Origin of the sequence: Gloeothece verrucosa PCC 7822 (assembly GCF_000147335.1) — a bacterium.
Taxonomy (GTDB): Bacteria; Cyanobacteriota; Cyanobacteriia; order Cyanobacteriales; family Microcystaceae; genus Gloeothece; species Gloeothece verrucosa.
In genome coordinates this window covers 1,496,034-1,514,841 of the sequence record NC_014501.1, presented here as the reverse complement: position 1 = coordinate 1,514,841, position 18,808 = coordinate 1,496,034, and the positions used below count along the sequence as shown (strand labels likewise).

6 protein-coding genes and 1 riboswitch are annotated in these 18,808 nt (G+C 40.1%); of the genes, 4 read left to right on the top strand and 2 right to left on the bottom strand.

Annotated features, from left to right (window positions below; genetic code table 11):
- Positions 1–35: 35 nt before the first annotated feature.
- Positions 36–2,441, bottom strand: coding sequence for a response regulator (locus tag CYAN7822_RS06755; RefSeq protein ID WP_013321492.1), 2,406 nt, complete (start codon positions 2,439–2,441; stop codon positions 36–38).
- Positions 2,442–2,981: 540 nt separating this feature from the next.
- Between CYAN7822_RS06755 and CYAN7822_RS35265 the strand changes: the two genes are divergently transcribed.
- The 3 genes from CYAN7822_RS35265 to CYAN7822_RS06735 all read left to right on the top strand — a co-directional run bounded on the left by CYAN7822_RS35265 (position 2,982) and on the right by CYAN7822_RS06735 (position 16,129).
- Positions 2,982–8,417, top strand: a complete 5,436-nt coding sequence (locus CYAN7822_RS35265; protein ID WP_013321490.1) for a PAS domain-containing protein — start codon at positions 2,982–2,984, stop codon at positions 8,415–8,417.
- 152 nt (positions 8,418–8,569) lie between these two features.
- The gene (locus tag CYAN7822_RS06740) at positions 8,570–14,821 is read left to right on the top strand and encodes an AAA family ATPase (RefSeq protein WP_013321489.1); all 6,252 of its coding nucleotides are present in this window, start codon (positions 8,570–8,572) and stop codon (positions 14,819–14,821) included.
- 192 nt (positions 14,822–15,013) lie between these two features.
- Positions 15,014–16,129: a sulfate ABC transporter substrate-binding protein gene (locus tag CYAN7822_RS06735; protein ID WP_013321488.1), complete on the top strand. Its 1,116-nt coding sequence runs from the start codon at positions 15,014–15,016 to the stop codon at positions 16,127–16,129.
- Positions 16,130–16,283: 154 nt separating this feature from the next.
- Here CYAN7822_RS06735 and CYAN7822_RS06730 read toward each other — a convergent pair whose 3' ends face one another.
- Positions 16,284–17,378 carry a metallophosphoesterase family protein gene (locus CYAN7822_RS06730; RefSeq protein ID WP_173362900.1) on the bottom strand — a complete coding sequence of 365 codons (1,095 nt, stop codon included), beginning with the start codon at positions 17,376–17,378 and terminating at the stop codon, positions 16,284–16,286.
- A 64-nt stretch (positions 17,379–17,442) separates the two neighbouring features.
- Between CYAN7822_RS06730 and trmB the strand changes: the two genes are divergently transcribed.
- Entirely contained in the window at positions 17,443–18,075 is a 633-nt protein-coding gene (trmB, locus tag CYAN7822_RS06725; protein ID WP_013321486.1) for a tRNA (guanosine(46)-N7)-methyltransferase TrmB, read from the top strand.
- Positions 18,076–18,641: 566 nt separating this feature from the next.
- Positions 18,642–18,798, bottom strand: a riboswitch (cyclic di-AMP (ydaO/yuaA leader).
- Between the last annotated feature and the right edge of the window lie 10 nt (positions 18,799–18,808).

The window sequence follows — 18,808 nt, the reverse complement described above, 5'->3', positions numbered from 1 at the left end:
AATCAGCCTTTTATAGCTTATTTTGACAGATAATATCATTTTAGGCAGGGGTAGAGGCAGTAAGTATTACGTCCAGCTTTTTTAGCGGCATAGAGAGCCTGATCAGCCGTGTTAACCAGGTTTTGGAGCCTGTGCCCCTCAGTGGGGACAGTACCGGTAATTCCTATACTCAGGGTGACAAACTGGCTCACACAAGAGGCTGAGTGAGGAATTTGTACTTGTGCGAGGGTGTGCTGAATCCGTTCGGCAACCTGTAAAGCGCCTTTTAAGTCTGTATTGGGTAAAATCAGGGCGAATTCTTCACCCCCATAACGAGCGGGCAGGTCCCGGTTCGGTTGAACAGATTCTTTGAGGATACGGGCAATTTGTCTGAGGCACATATCGCCGGCTAAATGCCCATAGCAATCATTGTAAGCTTTGAAAAAATCCACATCACAAAAAATTAAAGATAGGTGTTGATGTTCCTGAGCATGGTATTGCCACTGTTGCTGCAAAAATTCGTCAAAGGTAAGGCGGTTAGCAATTTTAGTCAAGGGATCGATTTTAGCTTTCTCCTGCCAATCTTGTGATTGCTGTCGTCGTAAGTCGTCTAATTGTTGCCTCAGACGAGATCTTTCCAGCCGCCCTAGCACCCGAGCCACTAATTCCGGAGGCACTATGGGTTTACGAATCAAATCATCGGCTCCTGCTTCAAACGCTTGTTGGATGTACTCTATCTCAGTGTGACCGGTTACCACTAGAATCGGCAAATCGCTATAGTTGGCATCTTGACGCACTACTCGACAAAGTTCAATGCCGTTAAAGGTAGGCATTTCTATATCCAGCAACAGTAAGTCAGGATGGGTTTGGGTGACGACTTCCCAAAAGTGACTCGGTTCTGTTAAGCCAGTGATTTTTAATCCCCAGGGGTGTAACAAATTTTTCAAAGCGGTGAGCATGGTGGGGTCGTCATCGACGATGATCACATTAGCTTCGATGCTGTTTGATGGTGGCAAGAGTTGGGTTATGGTTTCCAGCACTTGAGTAGCCGTGACCGGTTGTACCATATAGCGTTCACTGCCAAAGTTCCCGGCTTCAATACGATGGCTCAAGCTGTCCTGTTCGGCTAGAGTCAATAGGGGAATATGGGGAAACTGTTCTTTTAAGGTCCGTAATAAAGCCAACCCCTTTTGATCTTGAGTCCCTCCTTTTACCTTAAGCAAAATAACTGAGGGAATTTGTTTGTTGAGCAAATCTTGTGCGGTTGTGCAATCCTGGACAACTTCCACTTGTATCTCCCATTGGGATGCTTCTTGCTGTAATGCTGTTGCTAAGGCAGGACTTAAATTAATCGCCCATAGGCGCGGTATGGTTTCAACGGTTTCAAGGTTTGTGATGGGAAAATTTACAGGGGTGTTAGTTTCCTGTCTGAGTTGGGTCAGTAATTCTTTTAATTGAGTAATTTGCGTTTTATTAAGGCTTAAACCTCTGGCTAATAACTGTTCAATCGAACGTGCTAACTCTGAGCCTTTAATATATCCATAGGTTCCTAAACTTCCTGCCAGACGGTGCGCTTCTTCTTTGGCTTGCTCGGGTTTGGCTGTCAATGTTGTCACCTCAGATGGCGCGGCTAACTCTTGAACGGCTTCTTCTAGCAGTGATATCCTCTCACTTAACGAAAGCCGAAATCGTTGCGCCATTTCGTTAATTAAAGCTAACCCTTCACAAGTTTCTAAGTTTTTCTCGCACTTATTGTCTCGTGCCGCTTGATTCTTGCTCAATAACTTATCAGGTCTAGCTTTGAGCCGATAACCTAATCCATAAAGGGTTTCTATGCAATCTTCTGTCATCCCTGAATCTTTCAGTTTGTTTCGTAGGTCTTTAATCAAGTTGGTGACGGCATTTTCAGAGGGAAAATCTTCTGCACTCCAAAGAAGGTCTAGAATATTGCTGCGGCTAAATACCCGATGGGGATTTCTTAAAAATAATTTCAGGAGTTTGTATTCTTGACGACGTAAGACAAGCGGTTGCTGCTGATAGGTGACTTGTGTAGACACAGGATCTAAACATAAATCTCCCCAACTCAATAGGGAATCATAACCGCTACTACGACGTACTAAGGAGCGAATTTTGGCGATGAGATATTTGGGGTCACAGGGTTTGATCAGATAATCATCTGCTCCAGCATCTAATCCTTGAATGATTTTATTGTTCTCACTCTCAACAGTCAAGATTAAAATAGGCGTAGTGTTTTTGAGAGCGCGAAGTTGCCGACAAATCTTGATTCCATCAACTTTAGGAAGCTGTAGGTCTAGCAAGATTAAATCATAGTTCCACAAGGTGGCTAGTTCTAAGCCGCTTTCACCATCACTGGCTAAGTCCACTGTATATCCCGATACTGTCAGCGTTGTTTGCAGAAATTCAATTGTAAATTTATCATCTTCTACTACTAAAATTTTCATAAATATAAAAACATTTTTCCTCCAAATTATTATCACACCTTGGGGATTTTTTCATTAGTTAACCGATTTATTTTTGAGTAAAAATGTATTTTTTAATAGGAGAATTTATCACAAAAAACAGATTTAATTAGACAAAAAAGCAGGTTTTGATTGAAACTAATGAACTTAAAACCCTTGATTTTATCTTAACATAACTATTTTAAGAATAAACATGAAACTGCCCTAGCTTTATCAAGGGGGGCACCATTGGCTCTAAATTCAGTCTCAGGAGGGATCAGCAAATGGGACGATCGAGAGATAATGAACTATTCCCCTATAATACTGATGAACCATGCAAATTCCGGCAAAATTTCTCAGTTTCTTAAGTGCTGATCCGGTTAAAGTGCCAGAAATCCTTAATATACCGTATATTACCATAAATAATCGAGAAAATAGTCAAATAAACTTTTTATCACCGGACTTAAAACAAACTTCGCCGTACCTTAGAGCATTTATAGAGATACTTGATCAAACTTATGTTGGCTAGAAGGAGAAAAAACGGTGACTGAACAAGGCAAAGGGATAAGCACACAACCACAAGACTTAGCCAAGATTATAGACCAGATTAGGGAGGGGTTTTGGGTGTTGTCTTGGGAAGGAGACTGTACTTACAGTAATCAACCGCAAGCTGAGTTAATGGGGAAATCAAAACAAGAGATCATCGGTAACAATATTAGGGAACTGTTTCCGCAATGGATAGGGACTGAAATTGAGCAAAAATTTCATCAAATAATCACTGAAAAAACTGCCAGCAATTTTGAATATTTAGACACAGCAAGACAGCGTTGGTATGAATACAGAGTCAACCCAACCGCTCAAGGACTCGCTATTCTCACCATTGACATTACAGAACGCAAAAGAACGGAAAAAACATTTCAAGAAAGTATAGAGCAATTTAGGGCATTCATGAATCACAGTCCGGCTTCAGCCTGGATTGCCACTGCTGAAGGTCGTATTCTCTATTTGAACCCTACCTATTTCCGAATGTTCCAATTTCCGCAAACAGATGTAATCGGAAAAACGATCGCCGAAATTTATAGCGAAGAATTTGCTCAAAAATTTTTAGAAAATAATCGGCAAGTGTTTGAAACCCAACAGCCTGTTGAAACCATTGAAGTGGCTCCTCTTCACAATGGGAAAACCGGACAATTTTTAGTGTATAAGTTTCCGATTTTTGGTCAAGGCGAAGAAATGTTAATCGGTGGGGTAGCTATTGATATCACCGAACGCCAGGAATTTGAGGCATCTCTCAAAGCCGCCAATCAACAAATCTCTAATATTCTTGAAAGTATTACCGATGGATTTATCGCTTTTGATCGTCAGTGGCGTTACACTTATCTTAATCAAGAAGCCTGTCGACTTTTAGAAAAATCTCCTCAAGAATTACTGGGCAAAACTTGGCAGGAATGTTTTCCCCAAGTGCCTCAAGAAGATCCAGAGGTCTTGAACCAGTTGCAAAGAGCAATTGACGAGCAAATAACTGTTAAATTTGAAAATTTTTGCCAAGTGATTAATCGCTGGCTGGAAGTTTCAGCTTTTCCTTTTTCCGAAGGTTTAGCCCTTTATTTTCGAGACATTACTGAGCGAAAACAAGAAGAACAACGTAAAGCCGCCCAGTATGCTGTAACTTACGCCTTAGCTTCTACAAGCAATTTAGTCGACACGGTTTCTACGATTTTGCAGTCTCTTTGTGAAACGCTACATTGGCAATTGGGGATTTTTTGGAGGGTTGATCGTCATCAGCAAGTATTACGTTACCTCAATAGCTGGCACAATTCCTCTATAGACCTAGAAAAATTTATAGAAGAGAATCAACAAAAAACCTTTGAACTCGGACGGGGAATTCCTGGCGGTATTTGGGCAACTCGCCAAGGCAGTTTTTTAAGCGATCAACAGACAGCCAAATCGGGCCTTCAAGCTGTATTGGCTTTTCCCATTGGCATCGGTGCAGAAATCTTGGGAGTCATCGAGTTTTTTAGTGATCAACCTCAAAAAAACGATGCAAATCTCCTCGAACTGATGAAAGTGATCGGTTCTCAAATCGGTCAATTCATGGAACGTAAACGTACAGAAGAAGCCCTAAAAGAAAGTCAAAACCTGTTTCAAAGCTTTATGGATCACAGTCCCATCGCTGCGTTTATTAAAGATGAAACCGGACAACATATTTATGTTAACGCCTGGTTTGAGCAACTATTTGCAGGCAAAGAAATTATCGGGTTAAGAGATTTTGAGATTTATCCTCAAGTGGCGGCTCAACAGTTTCGGGCCAATGATTTGAAAGTCCTCGATAGCAATGAGGTGATGCAGTTTTTAGAAACCTTGCCCCAGGAGGACGGGGAACATTATTATGTGTCTTTTAAGTTTCCTTTTCAAGATAGCTCGGGAAGAAAATTAGTGGCCGGAGTATCGATGGATGTGAGTGATCGCATCCGTGCAGAAGAAGCCCTACGCTTGAGCGATGAGCGTTTTCGTCTAGCCGCCCGTGCCGTTAAGGGCATTGTTTATGATTGGGATGTTCTAAGCGGTACCGTCTACCGCTCTGAGGGATTATATCCCCTGATGGGAATTCATCCGGATGATGTGCCTCAAACCCGAGATTGGTGGTCAGAACGCCTTCATCCCGATGATTTAGCTCGGATTATGCCAGAAATGGGCTTTTTGATCGAAGGACGCGGCGAACTATACGAATTTGAATATCGAGTCCGTCATGAGGATGGTCGCTGGATCGAGGTTTGGGACCAAGGTTATTTGCTGCGGGACCAAAACGGGGGACTGCTGAGGGTGGTAGGTTTTACCTCGGATATTACTGAGCGTAAGCAAGCCGAAGCCGAAAAACAGCAACTCCTAGAACAAATTAAAACAGAGCGAGAATTTTTAGAAGCGGTATTACAGCAAATGCCTGCCGGGGTGATGGTCGCTAACGCCGCCACTGGGGATATTATGCTTACTAATGAGCAAATCAAGTATATTTGGCGCATTTCCTCTTTATTACCCTTCGAGAATATTCATCAATCTGAAAGACTATATCACGGTTTTCATCTCTCAGGTCGTCCCTATCAACTTCACGAATGGCCCCTTTTCCGGTCTGTTAAAACCGGTGAGGTGGTGAGGGAAGAAGAAATCATCTTTTTGCGAGGAGATGGAACCTGGGGAATTATGTTAGTCAATTCAGCCCCGATACGCGATACTCAGGGGAATATCAAAGCCGGTGTGGTGACCTTTTATGATATCAGTGACCGCAAACAGGCAGAAGAAGCCCTGCAAGAGAGCGCACAACGATTAAGTTTAGCCCTGAGTGCCGCTAAAATGGGAGATTGGAGTTGGAACGCTAAAACCGATATGGTTACCTTTTCCGAGCGAGGGGCACAAATTTTCGACATTCCCTCCGGGCCTTACCTAACTTGGACGCAAATTCAAAGCTACCTTCACCCTGAAGACCAAGAACTCGCTCGTCTAGCGGTAGAAAACTCGATCCGCGAACACAGTGATTATGATATAGAATACCGACTGATGCTTTCAGATGGGACATACCGATGGGTAGCGGCCAAAGGACGCGCTCAATATAACGCTTCAGGAAACGTTCTCGGTATGTTTGGCGTAGTACAGGATATCAGTGAGCGCAAACAAGCAGAAGAAACTTTACGGCAAACAGAAGCTCGATTATATGTGGCACTCAAAAACTCACCCATTACGGTTTTTAATCAAGACCGAGAGCTACGCTATACCTGGATTTATAACCCTGCTTTTAACTACCCACTAGATTACATTATTGGGAAACGAGAAAATGAACTGTTCGCTCACAGTGATGTGACCCAGTTAATTGAAATTAAACAGGGTGTTTTAGATACGGGAATAGCCGCGCGTGAAGAGGTTAAAATTGGGATGCCCGATGGTGATTATTATTATGACTTGACAGTAGAACCATTATATGATAAAGGTAGCAAGATTATGGGTATCACTTGCGCGGCGATTGATATCTCAGAGCGAAAACAAATGGAATTAGCCATTCGCAAGAGTGAAACCGTTCTCAATGCTTTTTTGACTAGCTCTCCTGTGGCTGTAGCATTTTTAGACCAGGACTTGCGCTATATATATGCGAATGAAGCCCTAGCGGCTATTAATGGAGTGCCGCTCAAGGAACATATCGGGCGTACCGTTTGGGAAGTTTTGCCAGCATGGGCCTCTGATATTCAAGTGGTAGTGGAACAGGTTTTAGCGACCAAACAACCTTTATTAAACCAAGAAGTGAGCGGTGAAACCAATCCGCCGGGGCTGTATCGTTATGGTTTGGTCAACTATTACCCGGTTTATTTGCCGGATGGGGAAGTGCTGGGTGTCGGGATTACCTCTATGGATATTAGCGAACTCAAGCGCACAGAACAAGCGCTGCGGGAAAGCGAAGAACGCTATCGCTCATTAGTGACCGCAAGTTCTCAAATTGTCTGGCGGGCAAATCATCAAGGGCAATTTGTGGACGTGCAAGGATGGGAAGAATTTACCGGCCAACCTGTAGAAGAATTATTGGCTGGTTCAACAGCAGCGATTCACCCACAGGACTTAGAAAGAGTTCGACAAATCTGGTACAAGGCAGTAAAAAGCAAAACCACTTATGAGGTTGAACACCGCATTCGTAAGTATGACGGAACTTATGAATATTTTGCCATTCGTGGAATACCGGTATTGGATGCTGGCGGAGAAGTTTATACTTGGGTGGGGATGACGACGAATATTCATCAACGCAAACAAGCGGAAATGGAGCGAGAACAACTCTTAGAAGCCGAACGCAGAGCTAGAGAAGAGGCAGAAAGAGCTAACCGCATTAAAGATGAATTTTTAGCTGTGTTGTCCCATGAGTTGCGCTCGCCTCTCAATCCGATTCTGGGGTGGACGCAAATGTTGCAAACTTATAAATTAGATGAAAAGGCCACTCAGCAAGCTTTGGCAACCATTGAGCGTAATGCTAAGTTACAGACCCAATTAATTGAAGACTTGCTGGATATTTCTCGCATTTTGCGCGGTAAAATGGTCTTGAATATCGCGCCGGTTAATCTGGTTAGTGTGATTCAATCTGCTCTAGAAACCGTGCGGCTGGCAGCCGAAGCGAAAAATATTAAGATTCAAACTCGGTTTGCTGCCGGTGTGGGGGAAGTATTGGGCGATAGTGCAAGACTTCAGCAAGTGGTGTGGAATCTTTTATCAAATGCAGTCAAGTTTACACCGGCAGGAGGGCAAATAGAAATCGATTTAGAATTAAAAGATATCAATGCTCAAATTAGCGTTAAAGATACGGGTAAGGGGATTAATCCCAACTTTTTGCCCCATGTTTTTGAATATTTCCGTCAAGAAGATAGTAAAACTACGCGAAAATATGGCGGCTTAGGGTTAGGATTAGCGATTGTGCGGCATTTGACCGAATTGCATGGGGGTACGGTAGCGGTGGATAGTCCGGGGGAAGGTTTAGGAGCCACATTCACGGTGAGCTTACCTTTAACCGCCACACCGTCACCCACTTTTGAAGAATCCATTTTACCCAGTGAAAGGGTTGATTTGAGTCACTTACAAATTTTCGTGGTGGATGATGAGGCTGATATGCGAGACTTATTAATGATGATTCTTGAGCAGTATGGTGCAAGCGTAAAGGTTGCCGCATCGGCCGCCGAGGCCTTAAGTCTTCTAGAACAATATACCCCTGATGTGCTAATTAGTGATATTGGTATGCCGGAGATGGATGGTTATATGTTGATGCAACAGATTAAACAGTTACCGCCAGAACGTCGAGGTCTAATTCGAACTATTGCCCTTACAGCTTATGCTGGAGAGTTGAATAAAAAGAAGGCGTTTGAAGCCGGTTTTCAAAAACATTTGAGTAAACCGGTTGAACCCTCCCAGTTGGCCAGGACAATTGCCTCTTTGGTGGGTCGCAGTATTAATAAGTAGTCGCGCTTTCATCAATTTGATAGTTGAGATAGGGAACACCCGAACACCCGAATAGCACGCTTATGTGCAATCTGTTGCTTGGTGACTTATCCCATCCGCTTAAATCAACTGAGAACTGCTATAAATTAAGTAGGAGGACTAAAATTTTATCTATGAAAAAACTCGGGAATTATCAAATTGTAGAACTGATACAAGAAGGAATTGTCACTGTGGTTTATCGCGGCATCAGTGAACAAAATCATCAACCCGTGATTATAAAAATTTTAAAATCTGACTATCCGGAATTAAAAATTATTGCTAAACTAAAGCATGAATACAAAATTCTTAAAAAGTTAAATATTGCCGGTGTTGTCAAAGCCTTTAAACTAGAAAAATATAATAATAAATGGGCGTTAATTTTAGAAGATTTTGGCGGAATATCTCTTAAAAGTAGCATCAATAAACACAAACTAAATCTGGTTGATTGCTTAAGGATTGCGATTAAAATTTCTACGAATTTAGGAGAAATTCATCAAAATAAAATCATCCATAAAGACATTAAACCTTCAAATATTATTTTTAATCCAAAAACTGAAGAAGTAAAAATCACTGATTTTGGCATTGCTTCACTGCTGTCTCTTGAACATCAGTCAATTATTAGTCCGAATCTATTAGAAGGAACCTTAGCTTATATTTCTCCCGAACAAACCGGTCGAGTCAATCGCCCAATTGATTACCGCACAGATTTTTATTCTTTAGGTATTACCTTATATGAAATGCTGACGGGTGTGCTACCCTTTTCCGCTACTGATCCGATGGAATTAATTCATTATCATATTGCCAAAATTCCCATTCCTCCTCATGAATATAATCCCAAAATTCCTAAACCGCTTTCTGATATTGTGGTAAAATTATTAGCTAAAACGGCAGAGGATAGATATCAAACGACACTAGGGATAACACTAGATTTAGAACGTTGTCTTCATCAATTAGAGACTGAGGGAAAAATTTCATCATTCATCATTGCTCAACAAGATTTATCAAGCCGCTTTAAAATTTCTCAAAAACTTTATGGAAGAGAGGCAGAAGTAGCCGCTTTAATGGCTGCATTTGAACGAGTGAATCAAGGTCAAACAGAAATGGTTCTTGTGACCGGTTATTCAGGAATTGGCAAATCTTCTTTAGTTTATGAAATTGATAAACCCATTGTGGAAAGGAAAGGTTTTTTTGTCAGTGGAAAATTTGATCAGCTTCAGCGTAATGTTCCTTATGCTTCTTTAATTCAAGCTTTTCAAGAGTTACTGCGGCAAATTTTAACCGAAAGTCAAGAAAAGGTGGAAATGTGGCGGAAAAAACTGCTAGAAGCTCTAGGAAACAATGGTCAAGTCATTATTGATGTCATTCCTGAAGTAGAACTTATTATTGGTAAACAACCTTCTGTACCACAATTAAACCCGGCTGAATCTCAAAATAGATTTAATTTAGTTTTTCAAAAATTTATTGGTGTTTTTACTAAAGCCGAACATCCCCTTGTTCTCTTTTTAGATGATTTACAATGGGCTGATTTAGCCTCTCTGAAATTTATTTTTATGTTGATGACGGCTTCAGATACTCAATATTTACTATTAATTGGAGCTTACCGAGATAATGAAGTTAACCCCTCTCATCCTTTAATGCTTACTGTAGATGAAATTAAACAGGGGGGTGCGGCATTACAAACCATTGTGGTCAAACCGTTGGCCTTAGACAACATCAATCAATTAATTGCTGATTCTCTTTACTGTGAGCTAGAAACAGCCAAACCTTTAGCCGAATTATGTTTTCAAAAAACCTTTGGGAATCCTTTCTTTTTAAATCAGTTTTTGAAATCTCTTTATACAGAAGGTTTATTAAAATTTAATCCCTCCTCGGGAAGTTGGCAGTGGGATTTACAAGAGATTCAAGACACCGAGTTCGCTGATAATGTTGTAGATTTAATGATCAGTAAACTGCAAAAACTCGATAACAAAACTCAAAATTTATTAAAATTAGCCGCTTGTATTGGTAATCGATTTAATTTAGAAGTGCTTTCTGTCGTCTATAAAAAATCCTACTCCCTGACGGCTAGTCACCTATGGGAAGCTCTAACAGAAGGATTAATTTTACCTTTAAATAACACCTATAAAATTCCCCTGGTTTTTGAGTCTGTCTCTCAGGTTCTTAACGAAAATAATTTAACAGTAGAATATAAATTTTTGCATGACAGAGTGCAGCAAGCCGCCTACAGTCTGATTCGAGAAAGCGATAAACAGAAAACTCATCTCAAAATCGGAAAACTGCTCTTAAAAAATACACCCGAACAAGAATTAGAGGAAAAAGTTTTTGATTTGGTTAAGCATCTCAATGTAGGAGCAGAATTAATTGATGATCCCGAATTATCTTATACTCTAAGCAATTTAAATTTGATGGCGGGTAAAAAAGCCAAAGATTCTACTGCGTATGAAGCGGCTTTAAAATACTTTAGTAAAGGCATAGAGGTTTTGCCCGGCAATATTTGGCAGGATTACTATGAAATAGTGTTTATTTTGTATCGAGAATGGTCTGAATGTGAATATCTTTGTGGTAACTTTGAAAAAGCTGAGGAACTTTTTGATCTTATTTTAAATCATGCTAGAACCAATTTAGAAAAAGCAGAAATACAAAAAATACGCTTAGTTTTGTATGACAATACCGGTAAATATCTAGAAAATCTTAAAATTGGTTCGCAAGCTTTAGCCTCTTTTGGCTTAACTATCCCCACCGAACAACAGGCAATTTTAGCCGCCTTAGAATTGGAGCTAGAAACCTACAGAAATAATTTAAGAAAAATCCCCGTAGCCGAATTAATTAACGCTCCCGAAATGACGAATCCAGAGATCAAAGCTTGTATGAATCTCTTGATGTATATGAGCGGCCCAGCCTATTTTACCAATCAAGATTTATTGAGTTTAATTTCTCTAAAAGAAGTGAATCTATCCATTGAGTATGGAAATGGAGAAGTTTCGGCTCATGGATATGCTTGGGTAGGAATTATAGCCGGTTCAAGGTTAAATGACTATGAGACGGGTTATGAATTAGGGAAATTAGCCTTAAAACTGAATGAAAAATTTAATAAATCGAACTTAACTTGCAAAGTTTATAATTTATTTGGTGCTAATATTAGTCCTTGGCGGAGTGCCATTAGTAATAGCATTCCTATTTTAAGAGAAGGCTATCTAGCCGGTGTAGAAATCGGCGATGTTTATACTAGCTATAATTCCTATAATCTAATTATGCAAAGAATCCTAGTCGGGGATAATTTCGCTAGTATTATAGAAGAATCTAACAAACATCTAAATGTTCTCGAAAAAATGAAAAATACGGTGTTTGTTAAAATTCAAGAATTGGATCAGCATTTTTTGTTGAATCTGCAAGGCTTAACCCCAAATAAATTCTCGTTTAGCGATGATAGCTTTAATGAAAACGAGTGCATAAAAATGTGGAAGAAAAATTATTTTATGCCCGGTATAGCTACTTTTAATATTTTTAAATCTCAGATTTTATTTTTATATGGTGACTATAAAACTGCTTTAAAAATAGCTAGAGCCAGCGAAAAAACTGTAGATTTCCTTTTAGGCATCGCTAACCAAGCCGAACATTATTTTTACTATTCTTTGATTTTAACGGCTCTTTATCCAAAGGCGGCTGAGGCTGAAAAAAGCCTGTATGATAAGATTCTCAAGAATCATCTAGAAAAATTTAAACTCTGGGCTAATAACTGTCCTGATAATTTTTTACATAAATATTTGCTCATTCAGGCAGAAATGGCCCGGATTGAAGGCAAAGATTTAGAAGCCCTTAATTTTTATGACCAAGCCATTGAGTCAGCTTCTTTGTATGAATTTAAGCAAAATCAAGCTTTAGCCAATGAACTAGCCGCTCTTTTTTGGTTAAAGAAAGGCAAAGAAAAAATGGCCAAAATTTATTTAAGAGAAGCTCATTATGGTTATAAACTTTGGGGAGCGAATCGTAAAGTCGAGGAACTAGAAACTCAATACTCTCACTTGCTGGTAGAAGCAATTTCCACAAAAACTAAATTAGATAAGACGCTAAGTCAAGAATCTTCCAGCACAGGAACGAGTTCAGATGTTTTAGATATGACCACCGTAATCAAAGCCTCACAAGCTTTAGCCGAAGAAATTATTCTCAATCTGTTGATCAAAAAATTGATGGCGATTACTATTGAAAACGCCGGGGCACAAACGGGTTTTCTGATTTTCAATAAAGAAGGTCAACTCTTAATAGAAGCTAAAGGCACTGTAGATAGTCATGAAGTGATAGTAGATCAATCTAATCCCCTGGAAAGTCGGCAGCAATTACCCATGTCCGTCATTAATTATGTGGCTAGAACTCGAGAAGATGTCGTTTTAAATAATGCCACTCGAGAAGGAATATTTACCACAGATCCTTATATCATTAATCATCACTCTAAATCCATTTTGTGTACTCCGATTATCCATCAAGGAGAACTGATTGGTTTATTGTATTTGGAAAATAATCTGACCACCGGTGCTTTTACTCCCACTCGCTTAGAAATCTTAAAAGTTCTCTCATCTCAAGCCGCTATTTCCCTCAAAAATGCTCAACTTTATGAGACCATGATGAATCTTAATGTCAACTTAAAACGAGAAATTAAGGAGCGTCAAAAAGCGGATGAAGCCTTGCGGGAAAGTGAAAGAAAAATGGCTCAATTTTTAGAAGCTGTACCGATTGGAATTTTCGTCATAGACGCGAATGGTCATCCTTACTACGCCAATCAAACGGCGCAACAACTTCTAGGAAAAGAGATTATTTTTTCAGCAAAAGCCACAGAATTACCGAATTTTTATCAAGCTTATCTGGCTGGAACCGATCAATTATATCCCAGTGAGCAACAGCCCATTATCCGAGCGTTAAAGGGAGAGACAATGACCATTGATAATTTGGAAATTCGTCAAAAAGATAAAACTATTCCCCTAGAAGTGTCAGCGACTCCTATTTTTGATGAAAAAGGGGAAATTATCTATGCTATCGCCGCCTTTGCCGATATTACGCAACGCAAACGCGCTGAAGCAGAGCGCATTCAGTTTACCCAAGAGTTAGCCCAAAAAAATATTGCTCTACAACAGGCAAAAGACAATTTAGCCGAATCTAATCGCACTTTAGAATATAAAGTCGAAGAACGTACCCGAGAGCTTTCTCAAACCCTAGAGATTCTCAAAGCGACTCAAGCGGAATTGTTGTTTGAAAACGCTCTACTCAGAAATGAGGCCGATATTGCCACTTACGATTATCAAGTGGGGGGAAGTTTACCTATGGATGCTCCTACCTATGTGGTGCGTTCGGCAGATCGTTATCTTTATAAGGCCTTGAAGCGTGGGGAATTTTGTTATATTCTCAATGCTCGCCAAATGGGAAAATCAAGTCTGATGGTACACATGATGCACTATCTACAAAAAGAGGGGATTTATTGTGCGGCAGTGGATATGACTCGTATCGGTAGCGAAAATGTTACCCCTGATCAATGGTACAAAGGGTTAGCGGTAGAGATGGCGCGAAGTGTTGATTTGTTGACTAAGGTGAATTTAAAAACTTGGTGGAATGAGCGGCTTGATCTTTCGCCTGTTCAACGTTTGAGCCGCTTTATTGAGGAAGTTTTGCTTACGTTTGGGGGTGTAGAAGATGGGGGAGCGAAAAAACCGCTCGTGATTTTTTTCGATGAAATTGATAGTGTTTTAAGTTTAAATTTCTCGGCTAATGACTTTTTTGCTCTGATTCGTTCTTGTTATAATCAACGCTCTCTGAATGCGGCTTATCAGCGTTTAACTTTTGCTTTGTTTGGGGTGGCGACTCCTTCAGATTTAATTACTGATCTACAAAGAACACCTTTTAATATTGGTCGGGCGATTCAATTAGAAGGTTTTAAAGAACATGAGGCTCAACCTTTGCTGCAAGGATTGACTGAAAAAGTTAATAATCCTCAGTTAGTGTTAAAAGAAATTTTGAGTTGGACTAATGGTCAACCGTTTTTAACCCAGAAACTTTGTCAATTGATCCATAATTCTTCTTCTCCTATTACCCCTGACAACGAAATTGAATGGATTGACAATTTAGTGCAAACTCATGTGTTAACTAATTGGGAATCTCAAGATGAACCCGAACATTTGAGAACCATTAAAGACCGTCTCTTAAATAGTCTACAATCTTTTGAGCTACTGAAATTGTATCAACAGGTTTTGCATCAGGGAGAAGTGGCTTTAAATGACAGTCCTCAAGAAAGGGAATTGCTTTTGTCAGGATTGGTGGTTAAGCAACAGGGATTTTTAAGAATTCACAATCGGATTTATGCCTCTATTTTTAATTCCGATTGGGTGGCGCGGCTATGTTAAGTATGACCAAAGGCTCTCTTGCAATAGAGGGAAGGGGGAAAAACTCATGACCAATGGACACAAGCGGAGCTACCTAGTGACTAATATCTCTTGCCATTTCGCTTGATTTATGGAATAATCCAAGGCTGATCACTAAATACTAAATACCTATCTAAATTTAGTATTTTATTTGACAAGGATGTTACCCTAGTGATGAAACATGACCCAAGCCAAGCAATAAAATCCTTTTTGACCAAGCTCTCGGGCTTTTTGACTGGATCATCGAGGCGGCGGTTTACACTAATCGCTCTGGCTAGTGCCATTTTTGCCCTGTCAATAAGCACGGTTTTGCCGGTTAACTCTCAACAAAAGCCGCAACTGATTAGTCAGGGAGCCAAAAAAGTTGAATTGACTTTAGTTTCCTATGCTGTGACTCAAGCCGCTTACTCGAAAATTATCCCTCAATTTGTGGCGAAATGGAAGCGAGAAAAAAATCAAGACGTAGTGATTCAGCAAAGTTATGGGGGTTCAGGTTCTCAAGCTCGGGCTGTGATCGATGGATTAGATGCTGATATCGTAGCGCTTGCCCTAGCACTGGATGTCAACAAAATTCAACAAGCCGGCTTAATTAAACCCGGTTGGGAAAAAGAAGCCCCCAATGGGGCCATCGTCACTCGCTCAGTGGCCTCCTTAATGACTCGAAAAGGCAATCCCAAAAAAATTAACAATTGGTCAGATCTGGCTAAACCTGGCGTTAAAGTGATTACCGCTAATCCTAAAACCTCCGGGGGGGCTAGATGGAATTTTCTAGTTTTGTGGGGAGCGGTCAGCCAGACGGGAGGCAATGAGCAAAAAGCCCGTCAATTTGTGACACAGGTGTATAAAAATGTGCCTGTATTGCCAAAAGATGCTCGGGAAGCGACTGATGTGTTCTTTAAGCAAGGCCAAGGAGATGTTCTCATCAACTATGAAAATGAGATGATCCTAGCCCAGGAAAAAGGCCAGACCAATTTTACCGGCATTGTTCCTACCGTTAATATTTCGATTGATAGTCCTGTGGCTGTTGTAGATGCCAATGTGGATAAACACAAAACTCGGGCTGTGGCAGAGGCTTTTGTCAAATATTTATATACTCCTGAAGCTCAACGAGAGTTTGCTAAAGTGGGTTTTCGTTCTGTTAATCCTACTATTGCCAAGGAAACAGCCAGCAAATACCCAAAAGTTAATCGATTATTCACGGTTAGCAATTTTGGCGGCTGGGATACAGTTCAAAAGAAATTTTTTAACGATGGCGCAATTTTTGATCAAATTCAAGGTTCTGGCCGTTAATTGTTATTAGAGTTCTTGCTTTTATTGGGGGTAAAGGGGAAGGGGTAAAGGGCAAAGGGGAAGGGGTAAAGGGAAAAACTCCTGCCTCTTGCCTCTTACCATAAGTTCAACTTTCCTAAATTTTTCTGATTAAATCCAACTTAAAAACCAAAAACTAAATTAAAAGAGTGGTTTGATTATCGACTAGATGGGGTTTTCCTTCTAGATTAACTGCATTAAATTTCTGAAAATAACGACGCACAGGGGGGGGAAATTCCGGAAAATCCAGCATGGCATCTCCGCCAGCAATATCTGCCCAGAAATTTCGTAACAGAGGCGTGAGAGGTTCAGCTTCTTCTACTGATAAATTTAGGGGAGGGGTGGTGAGTAACTTCATCATAAAAGGATAAGAGCGATCACCCAACCATTGACGAGACATTTCCGGTAAGTTGGGCCAGCCAGGAACGCCATTAACCCGATAAGATTTTACTTCTATTTCCTGTTGTTTTTGGCCTTTATATTGCACTTGTATAATGCGATAGGGATGAGGATAACTCACCAGTGAGCCTGTGGTAATTTCATATATTCCCTGTTGATAAGCCACATCTTGAACGTGCAAATGGCCTGTAAAAATGAGCTTGACTCCATATTTATGCAATAATTTAAATAAAGCCGGCGCGTTGCTTAACATATAACGCCGTCCTAAAATATGATGAGATTGTCCGGGTAAATGTTCAATCACATTATGATGAATCATTACCATGACTAATTGATCTTTAACTTCGGCTAAAGTTTTCTCTAACCAAGTTAATTGTTGCTCATCTAGATAGCCAATTTGTTGTCCTTCTTGATTAAATTGATTAGAGTTTAAGCCAATTAATTGAACCCCAGGCAACAGTTCACAATGATAATAGAGTTGTTGAGGGTTATGATAACCAAAGTTAGGATAATAATAGGGGAAGTCTTTTAAGCCAATAGATTGATCAGTGGGAAATAAAGTAGGAACATCATGATTACCCGGAACAACGTACACTGGAAAAGGTAAAGCTTCTAAACGTTGTCGTAACCATTGATGATTTTCGGGTTCTCCATCTTGGGTTAAGTCTCCCGGAAGCAGCAGGAAATCTAGGTCAAGCCGCTCTAAATGAGTTAAAACTAATTCTAAGGCCGGAATGCTGACTTCTACTAGATGAAAACGGTTAGGAACATTTCTGATGGTTTCAGAAATAGCAATGTGAGGATCGCTGATAACAGCAAAGCGAAAGTTCATCATGGGTTCTCGCTAATTATATTGATCAGGTCTATTTTTTGAGGATATACAGGAGGGATCAATTTTGACAAGAGTAAGAGTACGTCAACACGTTAACCCACTCAGTCATAAATATAGTAACCCAATCAGCATCCCCAATTGGCAGGAAGTATTTGCTGATACTGCTCTACCTTTACATCTAGACATTGGTTGTGCTAGAGGTAAGTTTTTATTAAAGATGGCATCTTTATATCCTCAAATCAACTTTCTGGGGATAGAAATTAGAGAACCCTTGGTTAAAGAAGCTCTTGTCCAGCGTGAGCTACTACAATTATCTAATCTTCATTTTTTGTTCTGTAATATCAATGTTTCTGTTAGCCCTTTACTCGAGTCTTTACCTGAAGGGGTTTTACAGTGGGTAACCATTCAATTTCCCGATCCCTGGTTTAAAGTTCGTCATCTTAAACGCCGGGTTGTTCAACCGGCTTTAGTGGATGCTGTGGCTAAATATCTGAGAAAAGATGGATTATTATTTTTACAGTCTGATGTGGAGTCTGTAGCTCTCGAGATGTGCGATCATTTTCAGCAAAATCCTTGTTTTCGTAAAACTCATCAAGAACCTTGGTTACAGACTAATCCGTTTCCGGTTCCTACTGAACGGGAAATCGCCACTTTAAATAAAAATGAGCCGGTTTACCGGGCTTTGTATCAAGTTTAGTCATTAGTCATTGGTCATTAGTCATTAGTCATTGGTCATTATTATTAGTGGAGATGTCAATCATTCGTTAGGCTGTTAACTGTTATGTTTCTAATTTTGAAGGCTGTTATTAAGAGAATCAATAATTGCACTGGCCAAGGAGCTAAAATTAGACTTACCAGTAAAAAAATCACTGTAACAGCCCCTGTTAAATAAGTAATTTCGTCGTTCGCTGTGTAAGCAATGTAACCAGTTACTAAAGCGGTGATGAGGGGTATTAAGAAAACTAAGTACATTTTTAGCTGCCTTCCTCTTCAATAAACAATAGATAATTTATTTTTAGCTATTGAGCTAGATGTTCCCTCAAATCATTACCATCTGTCTGCTGATGGTTAGATTTAGCAAAGACTGCGACTAACTTTTAAAAGTTGTAGCATCTTTGTTTATGCAACGGTACCTAAATTTAGTGCAGAAAAATTTTCATTTTTTGCCTCGATGTCAATAATGTGATCTAACTGAGAGTACAGTCAGTCAAGCTTGGAGCGCATGGATGAAATCGAGACATTTACTATCAAATGCTGATTTTGAGCGTCTCCTCTCAATGCCGACGAGGTTAGCTGACGGGCTAGAACTGAGAGATGTTCTTCTCTAGAATACGCACCATAGAGATTAGCCCCTGATATCGGTTCCCCCGTTCCCGACTTTCCCAAATTTTTCTTAGGGTTGATTTGGCAAGGTTTAGGATTAGGCTGAC